The organism is Acinetobacter sp. UBA991 (genome assembly GCF_002292065.1).
In the GTDB taxonomy this organism is placed as follows: Bacteria; Pseudomonadota; Gammaproteobacteria; order Pseudomonadales; family Moraxellaceae; genus Acinetobacter; species Acinetobacter higginsii.
Window position 1 is genome coordinate 136,943 of record NZ_DBBF01000038.1, and the last position, 21,647, is coordinate 158,589.

Genomic DNA, 21,647 nt, shown 5'->3' on the forward strand with positions numbered 1-21,647 from the left:
TAAGCATGTCGTGAAGGAGGGGAGCCTTGATGAGCGCATCAAGGCAAGCGCAGCATCCGTGCTGCTCTGAATCAATAGCGCTTATGTATTGAGAGCACGCTGTGCCAAACGTTTATTGTTTAAATATAAACGGCCGATCAGTAGTACACAGGCAATCGTTAAGCCAATAATCAGGCCGAGCCAGACACCAGCAGCGCCCCAAACCGTATAGCGCGCAAGGTATAGGCCGATCGGGAAGGCAACAATCCAATACGCCATTAAGGTGATCCACATCGGCGCTTGAGTGTCCTGCATGCCACGTAAGCACCCAGCGGCACTGACTTGCCATGCATCCATCAGCTGATAAGCCATTGCAAACCAGAGTAGGTACATTGCCACAGGAATGACATTGATATCCGTGGTATAGATCGCCACGATATAGGGACGTGCAAGCACAATCAGTGTCATGGTCAAGGCAGCAAAGATTGTGGCCGTAATCAATCCCACAATTTGTACTTGACGCATTGCATGCCAGTTTTGTTCGCCATAATACATGCCAACACGAATCGTCAAAGCAATGGCTAAGGACAGCGGAATCATAAACAGCTGTGAAGTAACCGAAATTGCAATCTGATGAGCTGCAATCGCATTTTCACCCAATGGCCCCAGTACAATCGCTCCAGTACTGAAAATGCTGACTTCGAAAAATACCGCCAGCCCAATCGGTAAGCCCAGTTTTAAAATGCGTTTAATCCAAACAGGATCAATTCTTTCCCATTTGGTGAAGATCGGTGCCTGTTTATAAGCTTTTGCTTTGGAAATATAAATGGCTAAAGTGATAAACATGAGCCATTGCAAGATCGCAGTTGCAAAACCACAACCTGCACTGCCTAATGCTGGAATTGGCCCAAAGCCATACATAAAGATAAAGTTCAGCGGAATTAATACCAGTAAAGCAATCAAGCTAATGGCTGTGACAGGGCGTGGATGTCCCAATGCTTCAGAATAACTGCGTAGTGCCGCATACATCATCACTGCAGGCATACCAAAACCAATTGCATGTAAGAACAGGCTTGCTTTGGGTATTAAACTTTCAGGCACGCCAAACATGGGCAGAAACATGGGCATACATTGCAGAATCAACATGGCAACAACACCAAGAATCACCGCAACCCATAAAGACTGGCGGGCAATGGTTGGAATTTTTTCAGGGGTTCTTGCACCACGTGCTTCAGCGACCAAGGGCGTTGTTGCCAACATGATTCCGGCAAAGAGCAGCATGACGGGAATCCACAATCCAACACCAACTGCGATCGCAGCCAGATCCGTAGCAGAAAGATGACCTGCCATAATGGTATCGATTAAACCTAATCCAGCTTGGGCAAACTGTGTAATCAGAATTGGAAACATCAAATGAAATAGCTGTTTGAGCTCAAAGCGCTTGGTTGTGGCATGGGACACAAAAATTACTCTTATTAAAATGGGGGAGAATTAGCGTTGTAGTGTTAATAACACACCAATAAAAATCACAATACTGCCCAGTAGGCGTTGCCAGTTAATGGGTGTTTTGTCTGTACCTAACCAGCCAAAGTGGTCGATGAGCATGGAAATCACCAATTGTCCAAAAATCACTAAACCTGAAAAAGTTAAAAATCCGAGTTTAGGTGCAGTATAAATGCTCATACTGATTGCATAAACCCCAAGGCATCCACCTAACCAGAGAAACCATGGAATTTGTGAAAGTTCAGTTAAACTGGGTTTGTCTGCACCTTGGAAATAAACCAACAGGGCTAGAATAATCGTTCCAATACAAAAGGAAAGTAAGGCGGCTTGTAGGGGAGAGTTAAGATACTCTCGGAGCTGTGCATTGATTGCCGTTTGAAAGGCCATTGCTATTCCAATCCCTAAAGCAAGCGGCAGAATAAATAGCAGTTGGCTGGAAATTTTCATCATATTATCGGTCTAATTGTTCTTTATACTTTCAGTCTAACTGAATACCTAGGGGATGATAAGTTGTATACCGTATTGAAGCTGCAACTGTACCGAGTCGAGTCATGTTAAAATAATCAGGTTCTGTCATTGAGCTTGTATTTTGAGTCTGTTAAATCCTGCAAATATCCCACTGTCCTTGTATATCCATATGCCGTGGTGTGTACGTAAATGTCCTTATTGCGACTTTAACTCACACGCTGTCCCTGATGGGCAATTGTCACTGGATTTGGAACAGCAATATCTTGCTGCGTTAGTGGCTGACTTTGATACGCAGATTGAAATGGCGCAAGGGCGGTCTATCCACAGTGTATTTATTGGTGGTGGTACGCCATCACTGATTTCTGCACAAGGTTATCAATGGTTGTTTGATCAACTCAAAGCACGTTTAGACTTTGAAAATGACTGTGAAATTACACTGGAAGCCAATCCAGGGACGGTTGAGCATGATCCATTTGCTGATTATCTGGCGGTGGGAATTAATCGTTTATCACTCGGTGTGCAAAGTTTTGATCCTGAACATTTACAACGGCTAGGTCGTATCCATTCTGCCAATAATGCATTAGATGCGATTCAGCAGGCACGTCAAGCAGGCTTTGAGCGCGTTAATGTTGATCTGATGCATGGTTTGCCCCAGCAAACAGAAGAACAAGCCTTAACGGATCTTAAATTGGCTGTGGAGCAGGGTGCAACACATATTAGTTGGTATCAACTGACCATTGAGCCAAACACGGTTTTCTTCCGAACCCAACCTGTATTGCCTCAAGATGAAGTTTTAGAACACATTCAGGAGCAGGGTGAGGCATATTTAAAGGCCAAGGGTTATGTCAATTATGAAGTTTCAGCATGGCGTAAGGAAAAGCCATCTGCGCATAATTTAAATTATTGGCAATTTGGTGATTATCTGGCGATTGGTGCAGGAGCACATGGCAAAGTCACCCGACCAGATGGGATTTATCGTTTTCAGAAAACCCGTTTGCCGAAAGACTATTTAGCCAAAGTGCCAGCTGAGCATGTACAAATGAAACGGATTGAAGCTGAGGAATTGCCGTTTGAGTTTATGATGAATGCCTTGCGTTTAAATCAAGGTGTGGCTGCTGAATTTTATACTCAACGTACTGGGCTTGCGTTGGAAGATTTGAATGAGACCTTGCATCAGTTGCGTGAGAAAAAACTGCTCATTGCTGATCAGGATCGAATTGCCTGTACCGAGCAGGGGCATATCTTTTTAAACTCGGTGTTAGAGAAATTTTTATAATTCAATGGTTGTAATGCTTTAAGCAAGGATGCTTGAAGCCATTCAAATGAGTCTGTCATTTTTCTGAAAGAAATTAGGCAGACAATAAAAAAGCCTCATCATTGATGAGGCTTTTTAGAATTTGGTGGGTCGTCCGCGATTCGAACGCGGGACCAACGGATTAAAAGTCCGCTGCTCTACCAGCTGAGCTAACGACCCTGAGCGAGGATAAGTAAAACAACGTTTTACCTGAGCGCAAGAGAAAATCTATGATTTTCTGTGGCTTAACCTCTTACAGGCATTTGTAAAATACATTTTACAAACTATCAAAACATTAGATGGTGGGTCGTCCGCGATTCGAACGCGGGACCAACGGATTAAAAGTCCGCTGCTCTACCAGCTGAGCTAACGACCCTAAGCATGTATTTCAACAAGCTTCGCAAGAAAAACTAATTTGTTCTAAATGCGTCTTCGTTTTGATGTTGCGTATTCTAGCAACTTATTCAGCTAACACAAGAGGAAATTTAAAAACATGTGCATGATTGTTTATAAAAAGCACGATTTTCTCTTGTTTAGCTAAAAAATAAACTAGAAACGGTATTGATAGCTTTGAATATTATCAAAGATCTCAGTATTTACATCACTATAGCTGCTTGCACCGGGTAATAAAACCAGTAAACGTTCAGAAGTTTTGCTTGGATTAAAGCCGTCTTCTTTCAGTTTATTCTTCTGGTATTTAAATGTACCTGTGGTTTCAACTTTCTCTTGAACACGTAAGAAAACAGGAATGGCATAAGACGGTAAGCACTTTTTAAACACATTGACCATGTCACTTAAATCCGCTTCATTAAGTTCTGCACCATCAACCAAAGTAATCGCTGCCATACCTGCGCGACCATTGGTATTTGGAATTTCCACGCCATAAACCACAGCCTCTACGATCTTTTCATATTCGCAGACCATATTTTCAACTTCTGTGGTTGAAACGTTTTCACCTTTCCAACGGAAAGTATCTCCTAGACGGTCCACAAACTGCGCATGGCGGAAACCAATATCACGAACCAAGTCACCTGTATTGAAATAGGAGTCACCTTGAGTAAACACATCTTTCAAAATCACAGACTTGTTCTTTTCAGGATCGGTATAGCCATCGAACGGTGAACGGCTGGTGATCTTACCAATCAGTAGACCGACTTCGCCTGTTTTCACTTTCTTACAGTGACCTTTCTTATCGCGGACTAATTCATTCTTCTCTTTGTCGAATTCAACGATTGCATACGGCGTTGGGGAGAAGCCAACCGTATTATCAAAGTTAAAGATGTTGCTAAAACCAACGTTGCCTTCGCTTGAAGCATAAAGTTCAAGCACTTCTTCGACGCCAAAACGTTCTTTGAATTTGCCCCAGATATTCGGACGCATGCCATTTCCGATCATCTTGGTCACACGATGTGCACGATCCTGTTCTGTGACAGGTGCATCAATCAGGTAACGACACAGTTCACCGACATAACCAATTGCAGAGGCATTGAATTTTTGTACATCTTTCCAGAAGGCACTGGTTGAATATTTACGACGAACAGCAAGTGTTGCACTGCCAGCAATCACACCACACCAGCACACGACTACACCTGTTGCATGGTAAAGCGGGAGAGTCACGTACATCACATCATCTTTACCTAGATTCAGGATATGACCATAAGTGCCATATGCCAGTGTCCAGCGGCTATGCGTGAAAATAACGGCTTTTGGTAAACCTGTGGTACCTGAAGTGTAGATATAGAACAGTCCATCTTTACCTGTCACGGTACGTGTGGTGGATGGATTGAATTTTGGGAATTGATCAATTTGTTCGGCAAGGTTCAGGTAACCTGCTGGTGCCGTTCCTGCATGTTTACGGGTTTCTTGATCGGCAAACCAGTGGAAACGATCTTGAGCAACTTTTAAGTCTTGGCGTGCTTCATCAATTGCAGCGCGAACTTCTTCCCCTGCAATGACTGCAATTGGATTGACCAGATTAATACTGTGCGCGAGTACCTTACCGACTTGTGAGGTATTCACAAGCGCAATCGTGACCCCAATTTTTGCCAAAGCAACGATAGAGGCAATCAGTTCAGGACGGTTTTCTACCATCACTGCAATCACATCACCTTTCTTTGCCCCAAGCGATAAGTAGTAATGTGCAATCTGGTTTGCCCACTCATTGAGTGCTTGGTAACTATAGCTTTGATCTTCAAATAACAGTGCGATGCCTTGAGGGTTACGCTTGACTGCTTTTTCAAAGGCAATACCTAAACCAGCAGGAGATGTTGGCGTTCGCAAATATGCTTGTTTCAGACCATTGAGGATATGAGGTACTTTAGTGATGAAGTTAGGAAGTCGAGTAGCGACATCACCAAGGGTAATAATATCGGTCTGCGTAGTTTGGCTCATATCAATCCTATTTATTTTTCGATCAATCCAAGAAATGGCTATCCGTTAGAACACAACCATTCACACCATTTTGTTAATGCTGTTTTGTAATGGTAAGTGCCTAGAGCAATCAACCTAATTTGACAAAATAACAAAAAAGCCTAGTCATCGAAATGACTAGGCTTCGCCTTATTCAGTGCAATTTAGCAAATTACTCACTCAGCTGTGGTCTTTTTTGGTGGACGTCCGCGTGGACGACGAGGAGGGCGGTTCGATTTCTCTTTTTCCGCTTTCGCTGCTTCATCATCCAATTCTGTTTCTGTCGTAGTTGTTGCTTGTTCAGCTTTTTCAAGCGGTTGAGCAGGTTTAGTAACTTCTGCAACAGCTTCGGTCACGGTTTCAACTTCAGCAACCACAGTAGGTTCGACTGCTTCAGCCTCAACAGGTGCAACTTCTGCAACAGTCTCTGTACTAGCAAGTTCTAAAGGTTGTTGCTCTGGTGCAGTTGCTGCTTCTACGACAACCGCATCGTCTGCTTGTTTCACTTCTTCTTTCGATTCAGTCGTTTCTACAGGAGCTGGCGTTGCATTTGAGGCAACATGTGCTTCTTTTGCCTGCTCCGCAGCCATTTTCGCTAAACGGCGACGTTCACGCGGGTCATTGGCAACACGAACTGCCGCTGCATCCGGTGGTGTTAATGCTAACACTGGTGCAGGTTCAGCTTCTTCAGTTGGCTTCTGAGTCGGAAGTTCAGCATCACGTGTGACAGGGCGTTTGTCTTCTTTAACGACGGTTTCAGTCACTAAACTATTTGCATATTGTTCAGCGAACTTTTGTAAAGCGCGGTTAAAGGTGGTGACTAAGCCGAATTGCTCAATCAGGATTGTGCAATCATCACCATAGACATGACGAATCAAGCTACCCATCGTATATTGTCCCAGCGTGGGTGTCTGCGACAGTGCAACTTTTACAGTAGCCGTTTTCGGTGCAGTTTGGTGGTTGCGCTGACGACGACGTGAACGTGGATCATTGCTGGCACGTTGTGCAGGTGCTTGTGCAGTTTCTTCAACAGGTGCTTTTTCAGTAGTCGCTTGTTCTACTTGAGCTGGCGCAGGTGTTTCAACTTTTTCTACAACAGGTTTTGCTTTTTCTGCTTTAGCAGCTGGCGCTGTTACTTGTTGTGGATTTAATGCAACAATTTCACTTTGACCTTGATCAATATTCACAACAAGCGCTGTGTTCATTGGTTCACTGCGAGGTGCATCGACCACATCCACTTTAACCTGTTGTGGATTTACCACAGCTTCAGGTGCGGCCGTCGGTGTTTCATTTAACACACTCTGGTCACGATGGCGATTTGGTCGATTTGGACGTTGTTGGTTACGGTCACGACGTGGTAAAGGCGCAGACTCATTGCCCTGAGCAGCATCATGATGCTGTTGCTGGTTTTGAGATTCTTGTGGCTGTTGACGTTTTTGTTGACGTTTTAGCTCACGTTGCTCATGGCGCTGTTCTTGACGTGACAGTTGAACCACTTCTTCATGCACTTGATTTTGTTGTTCATGCGCATGTGCATGTTGCTCACGTTGTTCTTTGTGCTTGCGCTTCTTCTGGTTTTGGTTCGGACGATGTGATTTCTCGTCTTTCTCAAAGCTTTCACGTGCTTCTTGTTTCACAGGGTTTTGTGAAATATAAGCATTGTTTGCAGTTGGCGCAGTAACTTCAGCGATTGCTGGTGTATTGACTTGGCCAAACTGACCACGGCTCACCGCACCGTTATTCACCATTTGTTCAATCGCGGCTGCTGCATTTTGTGCAGAACGAGATTGATCGGTGGTTTGTGCTTGTTTTTGAACAAATAAGTTCTCTAACCAAGCGCAAGGACTTGCTGACTTTTGCGTGCTTGCTTGAGTTTGTTTTGCTTGCGCAGCATGTTGCTGAGCCGCTTTCTTCTGTGGTGCAGCAGCTTGGTTTTGTGCAGCAGGTGCATGGTGATGCTCTGCATCTTCTAAATGCCAGTCTGAAGATTCATAGCCCAGTTCTTTTTCGCTTGAACGGGTGGCTTCAGTACGTTCGTAGCTAGAAGGGGCGAAACCATCTGGATTGAACTGGATTTGGTAATGTGGTGTTTCCAAGTGCGGGTGAGGCAATACGGTAACACGTACATTTGAGGTTTGTTCTAAGTAAACTAGGCTGTGACGTTTTTCATTCAATAAGAAGGCTGCGATTTCCACAGGGACTTCGACTTGAACTTCACCTTGACGTTCACGTAAAGCAATTTCTTCAACCTTACGCATAATCGAAAGTGACAGTGAACGTAAGTCACGTACCATACCTGTGCCATGACAGCGTGGGCAAACATAGCCAGTCGCTTCTTCTAGCGAAGGACGTAGGCGTTGACGGCTCATTTCCATCAGACCAAAACGTGACAGTTGACCGAATTGAATACGTGCGCGATCACTTTGTGTTGCTTCACGTAATTTCGCTTCAACCATACGCTGGTTACGGTCTTTGGTCATGTCGATGAAGTCGATCACGACTAAGCCACCAATATCGCGTAAACGAAGTTGACGTGCGATTTCTTCGGCTGCTTCCAAGTTGGTATTGAGCGCCGTTTCTTCAACATCATGACCGCGGGTTGATTTCGCCGAGTTGATATCGATCGATACCAATGCTTCGGTTTGGTCAATCACGATTGAACCACCAGAAGGAAGTTTTACTTCACGTTCATAAGCCGTTTGGATTTGGCTTTCAATTCCAAAATGAGCAAAGAGTGGCTCATTCAAGGTGTAGGTTTTGAGTTTGTCCAATTGACGCGGCATTACTGCTTTTACGAAGTTATACGCTTCGTTATAGGCTTGCTCGCTATCAATCAGGATTTCAGCCACGTCATCACGTAAATAATCACGGATTGCACGTGTTACGACACCAGCTTCTTGATGAACCAGCATTGGTGATGGACCAGAACCTGCTGAACCTTGGATTTGAGCCCAAAGGTCGAGTAAGTGTTGTAAGTCGAGTTGTAACTCTTCTTGTGTACGGCCAATACCTGCAGTACGAACGATCACGCTCATGCCACGCGGTACATTTAAAGAAGCTAAAATTTCTTTCAGTTCTTCACGCACTGAACCCGAAATTTGACGGCTAATACCCCCACCTTTTGGATTGTTTGGCATGAGGACTAAATAACGACCCGCAAGTGAGATAAAAGTAGACAGGGCAGCACCTTTGTTGCCGCGTTCTTCTTTTTCAACTTGAACCAATAATTCAGTGCCTTCAGTGATGAGTTCACGAATATTTGAAGTTTGACGAGGGTCTGCTTTGAAATACGAGTTTGCAATTTCTCGCATCGATAAAAAGCCTTGACGCTGTGCGCCGTACTCAACGAAAACCGCTTCTAAAGACGGTTCAACGCGAGTGACATGACCTTTATAGATATTTGATTTTTTTTGTTCGCGAGTACGATTCTCTAAATCGAAATCGTAAAGACGATTACCAGTGATAAGTGCAACGCGAACTTCTTCGGCGTGGGTTGCATTAATCAACATACGTTTCATGGGTGTGACACCTAATAGTGATGCACACAAACAACAAGCCCAATATTTTTTGAGCAAACATCAAATTGGCGCGATCAAGACTCAGAAGCAACTTTGTGTAGGAAGCTCTGAAACCACTGACTGTAAATATCCAGCTGGGGTTTTGATACGGTTATTTCGATGTCGGCAATACTGCTTCAATCTTGAATCCGTTGATATTTCATGTATGTCTTACATCTGTGAAATATCACTAGATCCGACATAATCAAAGTTTCCTGTACGCTTCACTGGCGGGTGAGCGGTGCATTGGATGGTGACTTTCACTGTCATTAAGCATTGAAGTCGATCCATCTGGAAGTCTTGATACGGAATGATCATCGTATCTCTGCTTAGCAGTTCCAATGCATCAACGCTTTAGCCTGAATGCGACATCAGGGAGCAAATTGTCTGATGTGGATCAGTTTACGTTTAATAACCAGCAAATTGCTGGCGACATATTTTTTCTGAACAAACTGTATGTGCATATGCACAATTAAACGCAACAGTTTGCCATTTTGCCGATATAATAAGCCTTCGGCGTCGGCATAATTCTTTAGGACCTATCCGAGTTGTTGGTGAATATCTCATCGATTAAAAATTTTATCTAAATAAAATTTCTGATTTGATGCTCACTTACGGTGGTATCCGTGCGCTGAATATATCAAACCTTGCGGCATCTGCCTATGGGCTAAGTTTAGGTTTCTTGTGAAATAACTTAGCTAAATGATCATTTTTTAATCATATTTAACAAATCTTGGATTAATCGAGCGTATGAATTCTACACAACAATGGCAAAGTGTCACTTGGTTTGACGTGGATGAGCATCAAGACGGGCAGCGAATAGATAATTTTTTATTTACCCGATTAAAAGGTGTACCGAAGAGTCGAATCTACCGTTTGGTTCGTGAAGGACAAGTACGCGTTAATAAAAAAAGAATAAAAGCAGAAACACGTTTGAAGATTGGCGACCAGATTCGTGTTGCACCAATCCGCTATGAACAAAAGGATGAAACTGCGGCACCAGTGAGTGATAGCGTAGCACAAAGTCTACTCAGCCGTGTGGTATATGAGGATGAAGGGCTATTGGTCGTTAATAAACCGTCAGGGATTGCGGTGCATGGCGGTAGTGGCGTGGCCTATGGCTTAATCGAAGCCTTGCGTGCCGCGACAGGTAAAAAATACTTGGAACTGATCCACCGTATTGACCGTGATACTTCTGGCTTGGTGATGATCAGTAAAAAGCGCAGTACTTTAAAGCTGCTACAGGATTTACTGCGCGAGCATAAAATTCAAAAAACTTATGCGGCGATTGTCAAAGGACAAGTCAGTTTGGATCAGCAATTGATTGATGCACCCTTATTGCGTTATGAGCTGGCCAATGGCGAACGTCGTGTCCGTGTCACCAAAGACGGTAAGCCGAGTAAAACCGATTGGAAAGTGGTTGAACGTTTTAAAGCCGCGACTTTGGTGCATGCATCACCGTTATCTGGCCGGACCCATCAAATCCGTGTACATGGTCTCAGTATTGGTCACCCTTTAGTCGGGGATGATAAATACGGACACAATACGGCCTATACCGGTCCAGAAGCCCGCCGTTTGTGCCTACATGCCATGCGTTTAGACATTCCCAACTATCCAAGCATTGAAGCGCCAATGCCTGAAGATATGCAACAGGTGATCGATCAGTTGAGAAAGCAGAAATGAGTCAAAATATTGAACTGGTGATTTTTGATTGGGATGGCACCTTATTTGATTCGGTTGGGCAAATCGTAGCAAGCTTGCAATATGCAGCACAGCAATTTGAACAACCCCTGACGGATGAAGCTGCAAAAAGCATTATTGGCTTAGGTTTACCTGAAGTCATGCAAATCCTGTTTCCGCAAGTTCCGCATTTACAGCAAGATATTTTGCAATGTTATGCAGATCATTATGTGGCAAACTCGAAAGGGGATGCGTGGTTTAGCGGTGTTGCAGAGCTGCTCGCTGATCTAAAACAGCAGGGCTTAAAGCTCGCTGTGGCAACTGGTAAAAGTCGTAAAGGTTTAGATCGGGTTTTGGCACAAACCAATAGTGATGAGATCTTTGATATTACCCGCGCAGCCAGTGAAACCAAATCCAAACCTGATCCATTGATGCTGCAGGAAATTTTGACTGAGCTGGATGTCGCTGCTGATCGTGCTGTTATGGTAGGCGATACCAGTTATGATCTAGAAATGGCTCAAAATCTGAATATGCCGCGTATTGGTGTGAGTTATGGTGTACATAGCATTGAAACCTTGCAGCAATATCAACCCTTGTTCATCGCGCACAATGTGCAGGATTTACATGCTTATTTGCAAAGTGTGCTGAATGTGGATGCCTTAACCGAGAGTTAATCAATTCAAATCCTATGAAACGACAATGATGGGAGTGTTTGCATTCCCATCATCCATAATAACAATAGGGACAACATGAGTCGTTCAATCCGTTTGCTTAATCTATTACAGCTGCTTAGAGAATATCGCTATCCTGTGACCGCGCAGGTGTTGGCAGAGCGTTTACAGATTAGTCAGCGCAGTGTCTATCGTGATATCGAAACCTTGCGTGAGCAGGGTGTTTGTATTGATGCTGCCGCTGGATTAGGGTTTCAACTGAAACAAGATTTCCTGCTTCCGCCGATGACGTTGAATGAAACCGAGATCGAAGCAATTTTTTTAGCGCTGAATTGGTTGAGCGATATTCCTGATTTGGCTTTGAAATCGGCCTCAACTTCGGTATTGGCAAAGCTCAATGCAGTACTGCCTGAGCATTGTCAGCATCAACTTGAACAAACCACTTTAAGATCGATCAATGTCTGGTTACCTGTCGATGAAACGTTGGTGGAACAAGTGCGTTTGGCCATCCGCCAGCAGTTAAAAATTACCGTAGATTATGCCGACGAACAACAACGGGTAAGTTCTCGTATTTTGTGGCCATTTGCGCTAGGTTATTTTAATGATCGAATCGTATTGGCGGCATGGTGTGAGCTACGTAAAAGTTTTCGTCACTTCCGTATTGATCGAATTCGAGCGCTGAGCTTAAGTCAGGAGCTTTATCCTCAATTCAAACAGCAATTATTCCAACAGTGGTGGGCACAGGAAATGTGCGGTGAGACTACTGACAAAAACTGACAATCAAAACAATTACATTGAAATAAGAATAACTCACCAAGGAAATATCAAAATGGCACTTAAACTTTATACCAATAGTTTTTCGCGTGGCGTCGTTGTTGACTGGCTGCTGATCGAGCTTGGCATTGAATGCGAACGTATCGAGGTTGCCTTTCAAACTGAGATGAAAGCGCCTGAATATTTAAAAATCAATCCATTTGGCAAAGTACCTGTTCTTGTCGATGGTGATGTGGTGGTGTATGAACTTGATGCAATTTGTGCTTATCTGGCCGATAAATTTGCAGACAAAGGCTTGGCACCTGCACTGAATGATCCAAAACGTGGTGTTTATTATCGTTGGTTATTCTTTATTTCTGGGCCTTGGGAAGCTGCTTCAACCAATAAAATGCTCGGTGTTGAGGTGAAGCCTGATCAGAAAGGCTCTGTGGGGTATGGCGATTATCAAGATGCCTATAACGCCTTTGTACAAGGTCTCAATGAAGTTGATCCCTATTTATGTGGTGAGCAGTTTACTGCTGCGGATGTCACGGTTGCTGCGATGTTATTTTGGCAGCTTAAGATGGGCGATATTCAGTCTCATCCTGCGATTGAGCACTATTTAGAAAACATTAAACAGCGACCAAGTTATCAGAAATTTGCTGAATTTTTTAGTAATGCCTAAGCCAATAGGCTTTACTTAAAGAATACGGAAGCCGATTGATTCGGCTTTTTTATTTGTGAGGAATTCAGTTCGAATTCAAATGGGCGCTATCTAAGTCAAATATATGCCGAATTTCTTCTAGGAATTGTTGTGTGGCAAGGTTCGATTCATTTTTGGGGTAAGCCATGAAAACATCGAGGCAGGGCAGCGGATGATGCAATGATCTGACGACAATTTGGTCGGTGGCTAAGGCTTGGATATAGGCCGGTAAAATGGCACAACGCTGCCCAGAATGGACTGCTTGAATCGCTTCGGCAATGCTATTGGCTTCATCGATGCTTTGAAAATGAATCTGCTGCTGTTTGATGTACTGGGTAATGATTCGTGCCAAGGGCTGAGACAGCTTGTGGGTTAAAATGGTTAGGGCTAAACCCTGTAATTGATCAATGTTGATCTGTGCATGCTGTGCCAAAGGATGTTGTTTCGGTAGCATAAACACCAAGGGTTCTTTGAGTATTAATTGACTTGTAAATGCTTCATTTTCAAATTTTTGATTAATAAAGATCAGGTCTAAATCACCTTTTTTCAGCAGATTGGTTTGATCGCTTTCTTTAAGGTTAAGCGTACGAATTTGCAGTTTGGGCAGGCGAACTCTTAAACGTGGCAAAATATAAGGGAAAATGCGAATTTCAGCAGAGGGCACAAAACCAATTTTTAAACATTGTACTTTGGCTGCAGCAACCTGTCGCGCCATGGTAATGGCTTTGTCTGCTTGAGTGAGGGTTAAACGTGCTTGTTCGAGAAAAACTTGGCCTTCGTCAGTTAGCTCTACTTTGCGCTTGGTCCGATGCAACAGTTGTACACCAACATCATCTTCGAGATCTTTAATTTGCTGGCTGAGTGAAGGTTGCGACGTGTGTAATTTAAGCGCTGCTTTACTGAAACTGAGCTCTTCAGCAACGGTAATGAAATAGCGTAAATGACGTAATTCCATAAGACTGATCCAAATGTGTCTTACTATTATTTTAGTTATCATGATGGGAATATCATGTTGTTGGCGCATTATATCTGAGCTTATTTTATATACAATATGCTTTTTTCTAAAATATAAGAAATAGCGCAAAAGCTGATGTTTAGCCCTTGGCTTGAATTGTCATTGTGCGTTATTAGTTCGGTAAAATTGTGTTGACTCTACCATAGAAAATCAGCATAACTAACAAGCTTATGTTAGGATCAAAGACCGATTATAGTGATTTGGAATAAGACGAGAATCCTAAAAAAATCATTATGATTTGAAAGGCTATCGCATTAAAAAATAGTCCATGACCTAAACGGTATACCAAACCATTCACCTCATGCGATGAGATTCCACCAAAGAAGACGTACATGAAAGATAAGCCGACATTAGCCTATCAATTGCCGACACAATCTTGCTTGAGCCATACTTGGGGGAAACCTCCTTTTCCACATGAGGCTTCTGATCATTGTGGCATTGACCGTTTTTATAATTTACAGAAACCCTTAACACCATTTGATCGTAAAGGTTTGCTCAAATGGCTGGCGACCCGTAAATCATCGACATGGACGGTAGATCGTTCGCATGAATGGAATATGCGGAATCACATGTTGGAACTTCCGCAGAACCGCCCGCATGCAGATATGAATGATTGGCAAATTTGGTTTGTCGGTCATGCAACAGTTCTTATTCAAATCGGCCCTTATAACTTTTTAACTGATCCAGTTTGGTGTGAATATGTCAGTCCGAAACAGGGCAATGGTCCACAACGTGTTTGTCCTGCTGGCATTGCCCTAGAACATCTTCCAACTATTCATGGCGTGTTATTGAGCCACAATCATTATGATCATATGGATCTGGCGACTTTAGAATGGTTACATCAGAAATTTGAAATGCCAATTTATACGGGCTTAGGCAATGGCTATTACCTACCTAAGCACTTACATGTGATTGAAATGGATTGGTGGCAGGAGATTCCGTTTCATGATGAGTTGAAGATCGCTTATACACCTGCGCAGCATACTTCTGGGCGTGGAGTGCGTGATCAAAATAGAGCACTGTGGGGCGGTTTTTCCTTGCTTGCAAAAACAGGCCATTGTTTCTTTGCTGGGGATACAGGCTATTCCACGCACTTTAAACAAATCCATGAGCGTTATGGCGATGCGCGGGTGGCGTTATTGCCGATCGGTGCTTATGAACCACGCATGCTGATGCGCTATGTGCATATGAATCCACAAGACGCATTTCATGCTCATTTAGATTTGCATGCCCACCGTTCTTTGGCGATTCATTATCGAACCTTTCAGCTGACTGATGAAGATCGTGATGACCCTGAACATGAACTGCAGCAAGCCATGAAATCCTCTTCAAAATTGGTGAATCCGTTTTATTGCATTCGTGAAGGGCACTTTATTCGTGCTTAGCGTTTTGTAGAGCTTTGATACTCCATAGTGAAATCACAGAAAGGCTCGCAAGTGCAATATTCATGACCACAGGATTAAAGGCTTGATAGATCTGATTGGGATAAATATATAAAACGAAAATAAATAACCCAATCAGGCTGATAATGCTGAGCCAATGCAAATACTTGTGAGTTAAAAATAAAAATAGACTACCAAAAATGATCTCGGCAATGCCCGACAGTGAAATCATCCACGAAATATAGGGGGCTGCAACATCGAGTTGCTGCCAAACATATTGCTCATCTTGTACCTGAAAAATTAACTTGGGAATCAACCCCTGATAAATCCAAAGCACTGCAATAATTAACTGACAAAACCTTAAGATCTGTTGAATGGTCTGGTTCTGACTATTCATGTTAAGACCTCATCCAATAGAAAATGCTGCTGAGTTTCAGGCGTCACTCGATAGCATTGTTCGGTTTGACCAAATAGGCGGTAGCGATTTAAGGCGATTCGACGATAAGCAAAATCACGTATCCGTTTAGGGATAACACGCGCATATTTTAAACTGGCGTAAGGGGAATCTAGACGTTGAACGATGCGTAGAAAGGCGGTCGATTCGGTATAACATTGACCATTTTCCAGTAAGACCATTGTTTCAAAATGATCAGTAGGGAGATGGCAATAGGTGAGGAGTTGCTGTCCGATATTGGATTGCACTGAAACTAGTTTGAATTGGCAGTGTTGATCATGCTTGATCATAAAATCTGCCCATGCTGAGCATAGTACGCACTTTGCATCAAACAGGATGATGTCATGACTTTGGATAAGGTGTTCTAATGATTTCAGCATATTTATTGTTCTAATGGGGGTGTTGAATAAATTGTCCCTCAACTGCATTAAAAAAGCCATCCGAGGATGGCTTTAAATTTCAATATTTAAGGTTTACAGAAAGCTAGGTAAATGACGGGCTGGATCGGTTTCACGAGCAGCTTGAGCATCTGCAACCGTCATGCCTAATGCTTTCGCTACGCCTTCACCATAAGCAGGGTGGCATGCATAACAGTTACGGATATGACGATATTTGATGAAGTCCAAAGCATCACCCATGGCACGTGCTGTATTGCCAAATAATGCATCTTGTTGTTCAGCTGTCATCAATTCAAACAATGCACGTGGTTGGCTGAAATAGTCATTGTCATCTTCACGATAATCCCAGAAATCAGCATCACCATTAATTTTCAGTGGAGGCTCTTTGTATTGAGGCTGCTCTTGCCATTGACCGAAGCTGTTTGGCTCATAATGTGGTAAGCCACCATAGTTGGTGTCGATACGGCCTTGACCATCGCGGTGGTTACTATGTACAGGGCAACGTGCGGCATTGACTGGAATTTGTTGGTAGTTCACACCGAGACGGTAGCGTTGAGCATCCGCATAGTTAAACAAACGCGCTTGTAACATACGGTCTGGTGAAACACTGATACCAGGTACTAAGTTACTTGGTGCAAAAGCAGATTGTTCCACATCTAAGAAGAAGTTTTCTGAATTACGGTTAAGTTCAAATTCACCAACTTCAATCAATGGATAGTCGCCGTGAGGCCAAACCTTGGTTAAATCGAATGGGTGATATGGAACTTTCTCGGCATCTTGCTCTGGCATGATTTGTACGAAAAGCGTCCATTTTGGATAGTCTTGACGTTCAATCGCATCGAACAGATCACGTTGATGACTTTCACGATCTTGGCCCACCAATTCGCCAGCTTCTGCATCAGTTAAGTTTTTAATTCCTTGTTGCGTTCTAAAGTGGAATTTCACCCAGAAACGCTCATTGGCAGCATTAATAAAACTATAAGTATGGCTACTAAAACCATGCATATGGCGGTAGCTTGAAGGGATACCACGATCAGACATCACAATCGTTACTTGGTGTAATGCTTCTGGAAGTAATGTCCAGAAATCCCAGTTATTGGTCGCACTACGCATATTGGTTTTAGGGTCGCGTTTTACCGCTTTGTTTAAATCTGGGAATTTACGTGGATCACGTAAGAAGAACACAGGGGTATTGTTCCCGACCATGTCCCAGTTACCTTCTTCAGTATAAAATTTTAACGCAAAACCACGGATATCTCGTTCCGCATCTGCTGCACCACGTTCACCTGCAACTGTGGTAAAGCGAGCAAACATTTCAGTTTTTTTACCGATTTCGCTAAAAATTTTAGCGCGGGTATATTGAGTAATATCATGGGTTACGGTGAATGTACCAAATGCACCTGAACCTTTGGCATGCATACGGCGCTCAGGAATCACTTCACGGACAAAGTTGGCAAGTTTTTCATTCAGCCATAAATCTTGGGCTAATAATGGTCCTCTAGCACCTGCGGTCATACTATTTTGGTTGTCGACGACAGGTGCGCCGAAATCAGTAGTTAAGTGGCTATAAGGACATTTTTTATCGTCTTGGCTCATGTTCTATCTCCATCAAGATGACCCGTGAGTGAGGTCACCTCAACTGTTTGACCGTTCAAAGATATGAATGTTTAACTGTCTCATGCGCAAATTGGGTATCGAAACTTCGGATGCCTAAGTGCGATTTATAATGATCAAGTTCCCATCCTTTGTATTTTTACTCTAGGTTGATGAAAGCTTTTTTTCCAATGGATTAAAGTTGATGTCATAAATGCTTTATTCGATTGAAGCTGTCTAAATCTTAAACATGAACTGTACTTTTTTGAATGTTAGATTTGTTAAAAAAAGATAAAAGATAACGAAAAAATAAAGACTTACTGCTTTACTTGGTTTTAGTTGAAATTGTATCTAGTGTTTGTTTTGGAAAGTGAGAAAGACATTGGTTGTTTTATAAAAGGGCCTGTTTTACCTGTTGGAGTTATGTAAAAAGTCCTCAATTGATTTCTCTCATGGTTTTTGATGTATCTTAAAATTGATTAATTTACTCAGTGAGTACAGTTAAAACGACTGAATTTATTCAACATACTTTGCTTGTTATCTAAAAGCAGATGCTCAGTAGTAAATATGTAAACCCTTAAGATTTTTACGTTTGCTATGTTATTTTGTGCTTATCTTTGAAGAGATTAAAAAAATGAAAAAGTTAGCATTGAGTTTCGGGTTGTCTTTAACTGTTTTAGCAGGTTGTACTTCCATGCCACAAAAAGATGAGACTAAAGAAAATTCCTTGAAGGTTGAGTTTGTTGGGCAAGGAAATTATGCGGTCACGCAACAACAGGGTACAGTAAGCTTATATGCAGTGGACAGTCAGATCGCGGATGTTCCAGCGACTTTGATTCAACAGAAAAAAGTTCAAATCTCTCAGGTCCCATTTGCGGTTGATTTTACTGTGCCTGCAGATCACCGTAAGCTTATTCAGCTCTCAGTTCGGGATGATGCTAAAATCAAATACTATGTGACTTGGGAGTCGGATGCCAAGAATTTAACTGGCAAAGATGCGATTGTGATTGATTATGATCGTAAATTTCCAAGCGTGACGTTGAATGGCGGCAAACAACAGATTTACCTGCGTTCAGCAAAATAAGCATATGTATTGAAAAAGGGCGATCTTGTTGAAAGTATCGCCCTTTTTTATGTTTGGTCTTATATGGAAATGTCTCGTTTAGACATTGAGCATACGATTGGATTTGACCATATCGGCAAGACCGTGGGTCTTGAAATAATGTTCAAGCCAACTTTTAATCACCAGTGGGTTGTTCATTTGTAGAACATCATCCAACAGTTTCTTAGCATCAGTCATTGGGACATGACAAATCGCTTTGCGTACTCTGAGAATATTGCTTGAACTCATCGAAAGGGTGTTAAAACCCATTGCCATTAATAAAATTGCAGACAATGGATCGCCCGCCATTTCACCGCAGACGCTGACTGGTTTCTGATGGATATGACAGTCTTGAACCAAACGTTTTAGTGCGCGTAGTACCGATGGATGAAAATGCGAATAGACGTTGGCCACATGCGGATTATTCCGATCGACTGCCAGTAAATACTGGGTTAAGTCGTTTGAGCCCACCGAGAAGAAATCAACCAGTTCGGCAAATTCATCAATCTGTAAAAGTACACTTGGTACTTCAACCATAATCCCGATTTTAGGTTTGGTGATTTTAACTTGCTCTTCTTCTTGTACCGCAATCCAGTCACGTTCTAACAGATACAGCACTTCTTCAACTTCACTAACACTGGTCACCATTGGCAACAAGATATGCAAATTATTTAGACCAATACTGGCTTTCAGCATGGCACGAATTTGCGCAGAGAAAATTTCAGGATGATCAAGAGTAAAGCGTATACCACGCCAACCCAATGCTGAATTTTCTTCTTCAATACTGAAATACGGTAAGTCCTTGTCCGCACCAATATCGAGGGTACGCATAATCACAGGCTTGTTGGCAAAATGGCTTAATTGTTGGCGATAGATGGCACGTTGTTCTTCTTCGCCAGGGAAGCGCTCACGTAACATGAATGGAATTTCACTGCGATATAAGCCAACACCTTTGGCACCACGTTGTACACCACGGACCACATCAATCATCAAACCGGTATTGACGAATAAAGGAATCGACACGCCATCTGGGGTAATTGCATCTTTGGTTTCGTATTGCTTCAAATCTTTGGCGATTTGCTCTTCTTCTTTTTGTACTTCTTTATAACGTTGACGTAGACGACGCGGTGGATTGACGAAAACACGGCCTTGATAGGCATCTACAATCATTTCGATATCATCCAGTGTGGTGATTGGTAACTCGGTTACCCCCACCACAGTTGGAATGCCCAAGGCGCGTGCAACAATCACCATATGTGAGTTGGCCGCACCCTCAGAAGTGACAATCGCCGCAATATTATCCACGGGCAATTCCACCAAGGCTGCCGTGCTGATCTCTTCGCCAATCAAAATGCTGTCCGGACTGAGTTCACGATGACTGGTATCGTTTTCTTGCAAGCAAGCCAAGATTCGGCGCCCAAGATCTTTCAGATCAGAAACACGTTCACGCAGGTAGTCATCTTCCATTTGTGCAAATAACGCGACATGTTTGTCGATGACTTTGCGTACCGCACCCTGTGCCCAACTGCCAGCACGAATATGGTCTTTAATTTCACTCGGTAGCGCATTTTCATCTAACATACGTAAAAACACGCTAAATAAGGCACGTTCTTCCGACATGAGTGAATCTTGCATTTTTTCATCTAGGGATTGAATCTCTAAACGTACTGCTGCAATGGCTTGATCGAGTAATTCTAATTCGTCACTGATGTCTTCGGCTTCACGATCTGGAATCGCAGCAAGGTCAGCAGGAGGGTACAACACGATGGCACGACCTAAGGCCACACCACCTGCGCCCGACACCCCTTGGAAGGTTTTATAGCTGGGTCCATTGCTGGGTTTACGGAACACATCAATATTTCCCACCGCATGCGCATGGGCAATAACCCCTGAAAGCTGTGCACAAAGTGTGACTAAGAATGATTCAGCGGCTTCGCTAAAGTCTTGAGACTCTTTATTTTGAACAACCAGCACCCCCATTACCTTGCGGCGATACATCACTGGAACGCCAAGGAAGGAGTTAAACAGCTCTTCACCTGTTTCAGGTAAATAGGCAAAGCGCTCATGTTTAGGGGCATTGTCGAGGTTGACGATTTCTTCACGTTGACCAACTAAGCCAACCAAACCTTCACCAACACTGAGTGATACCGTGCCAACCGCCTCGGGTTTTAATCCTTTAGAGGCCATCAATACGTAGCGACGATTACGCTCGTCCAATAAATAAATTGAACAGACATCCACATGCATGGCATCGGCCACATGATTGACCATAATGTCCAAGGAATCATGCAAACTGACGGACGCATTAATTTCTTGCACAATGCGTCTAAGCGTGTCGAGTTGCATGTTTGACATGGATGTTTACTCCAATTTATTGAATCGTTATAGGCCTAGTTATAACAGCTCTGTTGCCAAAAATCATTGCTTAAAATGATGATTTCATGACAATTAGCGCTGAGGTAGTTGTAAACATAATTCCATCATAGCTTTACGGTAAACATCACGTTTGAAGTTGACCACTTGACCCAATGGGTACCAGTAACTCACCCATTGCCATTCATCGAATTCGGGTGGGTCTGATAGGTTTAACTGAATATGATGCGGCGAGGCCGTTAACTTCAGTAAAAACCATTTCTGCTTTTGTCCAATACATACCGGATCTGAATCTGACCGAATGTACCGATGT

Annotated in this window: 17 protein-coding genes, 2 tRNA genes and 1 pseudogene; 7 read left to right on the forward strand and 13 right to left on the reverse strand. The window is 43.0% G+C overall.

What is annotated here, in order from left to right:
- Nucleotides 1–81 precede the first annotated feature (81 nt).
- Nucleotides 82–1,440 (reverse strand): MATE family efflux transporter, encoded by a 1,359-nt coding sequence (locus B2727_RS15870; RefSeq protein ID WP_033133236.1) that lies wholly within the window; start codon nucleotides 1,438–1,440, stop codon nucleotides 82–84.
- Nucleotides 1,441–1,470: 30 nt separating this feature from the next.
- Entirely contained in the window at nucleotides 1,471–1,932 is a 462-nt protein-coding gene (locus tag B2727_RS15875) for a DMT family transporter (RefSeq protein WP_033133237.1), read from the reverse strand.
- Nucleotides 1,933–2,071: 139 nt separating this feature from the next.
- Between B2727_RS15875 and hemW the strand changes: the two genes are divergently transcribed.
- Nucleotides 2,072–3,226, forward strand: a complete 1,155-nt coding sequence (hemW, locus tag B2727_RS15880; RefSeq protein ID WP_005200373.1) for a radical SAM family heme chaperone HemW — start codon at nucleotides 2,072–2,074, stop codon at nucleotides 3,224–3,226.
- A gap of 122 nt (nucleotides 3,227–3,348) precedes the next feature.
- On the opposite strand, the gene B2727_RS15885 is transcribed toward hemW, so the two are convergent.
- The 5 genes from B2727_RS15885 to B2727_RS15905 form a co-directional block, all read right to left on the reverse strand.
- Nucleotides 3,349–3,424: transfer RNA gene (locus B2727_RS15885), tRNA-Lys, on the reverse strand.
- Nucleotides 3,425–3,544: 120 nt separating this feature from the next.
- Nucleotides 3,545–3,620 (reverse strand) — tRNA-Lys (locus B2727_RS15890).
- Between the two features lie 173 nt (nucleotides 3,621–3,793).
- Nucleotides 3,794–5,635, reverse strand: a complete 1,842-nt coding sequence (locus B2727_RS15895) for a long-chain-acyl-CoA synthetase (RefSeq protein ID WP_033133238.1) — start codon at nucleotides 5,633–5,635, stop codon at nucleotides 3,794–3,796.
- Between the two features lie 194 nt (nucleotides 5,636–5,829).
- The gene (locus tag B2727_RS15900; protein WP_033133239.1) at nucleotides 5,830–9,171 is read right to left on the reverse strand and encodes an Rne/Rng family ribonuclease; all 3,342 of its coding nucleotides are present in this window, start codon (nucleotides 9,169–9,171) and stop codon (nucleotides 5,830–5,832) included.
- Between the two features lie 210 nt (nucleotides 9,172–9,381).
- Nucleotides 9,382–9,528, reverse strand: a complete 147-nt coding sequence (locus B2727_RS15905; RefSeq protein ID WP_004637771.1) for a hypothetical protein — start codon at nucleotides 9,526–9,528, stop codon at nucleotides 9,382–9,384.
- Between the two features lie 432 nt (nucleotides 9,529–9,960).
- Between B2727_RS15905 and B2727_RS15910 the strand changes: the two genes are divergently transcribed.
- From B2727_RS15910 to B2727_RS15925, 4 genes are all read left to right on the forward strand, one after another.
- Nucleotides 9,961–10,893: an RluA family pseudouridine synthase gene (locus tag B2727_RS15910; RefSeq protein WP_004802451.1), complete on the forward strand. Its 933-nt coding sequence runs from the start codon at nucleotides 9,961–9,963 to the stop codon at nucleotides 10,891–10,893.
- Entirely contained in the window at nucleotides 10,890–11,564 is a 675-nt protein-coding gene (locus B2727_RS15915; protein ID WP_033133240.1) for an HAD family hydrolase, read from the forward strand. The genes B2727_RS15910 and B2727_RS15915 overlap by 4 nt, the downstream gene beginning before the upstream one ends.
- A gap of 75 nt (nucleotides 11,565–11,639) precedes the next feature.
- A complete protein-coding gene (locus B2727_RS15920; protein ID WP_033133241.1) occupies nucleotides 11,640–12,338 on the forward strand; it encodes a helix-turn-helix transcriptional regulator in 699 nt (232 codons plus the stop codon).
- A gap of 52 nt (nucleotides 12,339–12,390) precedes the next feature.
- On the forward strand, nucleotides 12,391–12,999 hold the full coding sequence (locus tag B2727_RS15925; RefSeq protein WP_005200367.1) for a glutathione S-transferase family protein: 609 nt from the start codon (nucleotides 12,391–12,393) through the stop codon (nucleotides 12,997–12,999).
- Between the two features lie 64 nt (nucleotides 13,000–13,063).
- Here B2727_RS15925 and B2727_RS15930 read toward each other — a convergent pair whose 3' ends face one another.
- On the reverse strand, nucleotides 13,064–13,972 hold the full coding sequence (locus B2727_RS15930) for a LysR substrate-binding domain-containing protein (protein ID WP_033133242.1): 909 nt from the start codon (nucleotides 13,970–13,972) through the stop codon (nucleotides 13,064–13,066).
- Nucleotides 13,973–14,364: 392 nt separating this feature from the next.
- On the opposite strand from B2727_RS15930, the gene B2727_RS15935 reads away from it, so the two are divergent.
- Nucleotides 14,365–15,417 (forward strand): MBL fold metallo-hydrolase, encoded by a 1,053-nt coding sequence (locus B2727_RS15935; protein ID WP_033133243.1) that lies wholly within the window; start codon nucleotides 14,365–14,367, stop codon nucleotides 15,415–15,417.
- Here the strand turns inward: B2727_RS15935 and B2727_RS15940 are convergent.
- The 3 genes from B2727_RS15940 to B2727_RS15950 form a co-directional block, all read right to left on the reverse strand.
- A complete protein-coding gene (locus B2727_RS15940; protein WP_033133244.1) occupies nucleotides 15,404–15,811 on the reverse strand; it encodes a DoxX-like family protein in 408 nt (135 codons plus the stop codon). The genes B2727_RS15935 and B2727_RS15940 overlap by 14 nt on opposite strands.
- Nucleotides 15,808–16,248, reverse strand: coding sequence for a thiol-disulfide oxidoreductase DCC family protein (locus B2727_RS15945; RefSeq protein ID WP_033133245.1), 441 nt, complete (start codon nucleotides 16,246–16,248; stop codon nucleotides 15,808–15,810). The genes B2727_RS15940 and B2727_RS15945 overlap by 4 nt, the downstream gene beginning before the upstream one ends.
- 93 nt (nucleotides 16,249–16,341) lie before the next feature.
- Nucleotides 16,342–17,862 carry a catalase gene (locus tag B2727_RS15950; protein WP_033133246.1) on the reverse strand — a complete coding sequence of 507 codons (1,521 nt, stop codon included), beginning with the start codon at nucleotides 17,860–17,862 and terminating at the stop codon, nucleotides 16,342–16,344.
- Nucleotides 17,863–18,493: 631 nt separating this feature from the next.
- Here B2727_RS15950 and B2727_RS15955 point away from each other — a divergent pair.
- Entirely contained in the window at nucleotides 18,494–18,943 is a 450-nt protein-coding gene (locus tag B2727_RS15955) for a hypothetical protein (RefSeq protein WP_033133247.1), read from the forward strand.
- A gap of 78 nt (nucleotides 18,944–19,021) precedes the next feature.
- Here B2727_RS15955 and ptsP read toward each other — a convergent pair whose 3' ends face one another.
- Together ptsP and B2727_RS15965 are read right to left on the reverse strand one after the other, a co-directional pair.
- On the reverse strand, nucleotides 19,022–21,316 hold the full coding sequence (ptsP, locus tag B2727_RS15960; protein WP_005200346.1) for a phosphoenolpyruvate--protein phosphotransferase: 2,295 nt from the start codon (nucleotides 21,314–21,316) through the stop codon (nucleotides 19,022–19,024).
- A 93-nt stretch (nucleotides 21,317–21,409) separates the two neighbouring features.
- Nucleotides 21,410–21,647, reverse strand: a pseudogene (locus B2727_RS15965) (RNA pyrophosphohydrolase); the annotation flags it as partial.

Excerpts from the sequence above, each read along its gene's own strand:
- B2727_RS15930 (WP_033133242.1), bottom strand. The coding sequence starts at position 13,972 with ATGGAATTACGTCATTTACGCTATTTCATTACCGTTGCTGAAGAGCTC.
- B2727_RS15950 (WP_033133246.1), bottom strand. The coding sequence starts at position 17,862 with ATGAGCCAAGACGATAAAAAATGTCCTTATAGCCACTTAACTACTGAT.
- B2727_RS15935 (WP_033133243.1), top strand. The coding sequence starts at position 14,365 with ATGAAAGATAAGCCGACATTAGCCTATCAATTGCCGACACAATCTTGC.
- B2727_RS15955 (WP_033133247.1), top strand. The coding sequence starts at position 18,494 with ATGAAAAAGTTAGCATTGAGTTTCGGGTTGTCTTTAACTGTTTTAGCA.
- B2727_RS15915 (WP_033133240.1), top strand. The coding sequence starts at position 10,890 with ATGAGTCAAAATATTGAACTGGTGATTTTTGATTGGGATGGCACCTTA.
- ptsP (WP_005200346.1), bottom strand. The coding sequence starts at position 21,316 with ATGTCAAACATGCAACTCGACACGCTTAGACGCATTGTGCAAGAAATT.
- B2727_RS15940 (WP_033133244.1), bottom strand. The coding sequence starts at position 15,811 with ATGAATAGTCAGAACCAGACCATTCAACAGATCTTAAGGTTTTGTCAG.
- B2727_RS15895 (WP_033133238.1), bottom strand. The coding sequence starts at position 5,635 with ATGAGCCAAACTACGCAGACCGATATTATTACCCTTGGTGATGTCGCT.
- B2727_RS15875 (WP_033133237.1), bottom strand. The coding sequence starts at position 1,932 with ATGATGAAAATTTCCAGCCAACTGCTATTTATTCTGCCGCTTGCTTTA.
- B2727_RS15925 (WP_005200367.1), top strand. The coding sequence starts at position 12,391 with ATGGCACTTAAACTTTATACCAATAGTTTTTCGCGTGGCGTCGTTGTT.
- B2727_RS15945 (WP_033133245.1), bottom strand. The coding sequence starts at position 16,248 with ATGCTGAAATCATTAGAACACCTTATCCAAAGTCATGACATCATCCTG.
- B2727_RS15910 (WP_004802451.1), top strand. The coding sequence starts at position 9,961 with ATGAATTCTACACAACAATGGCAAAGTGTCACTTGGTTTGACGTGGAT.
- B2727_RS15920 (WP_033133241.1), top strand. The coding sequence starts at position 11,640 with ATGAGTCGTTCAATCCGTTTGCTTAATCTATTACAGCTGCTTAGAGAA.
- B2727_RS15900 (WP_033133239.1), bottom strand. The coding sequence starts at position 9,171 with ATGAAACGTATGTTGATTAATGCAACCCACGCCGAAGAAGTTCGCGTT.
- B2727_RS15905 (WP_004637771.1), bottom strand. The coding sequence starts at position 9,528 with ATGATCATTCCGTATCAAGACTTCCAGATGGATCGACTTCAATGCTTA.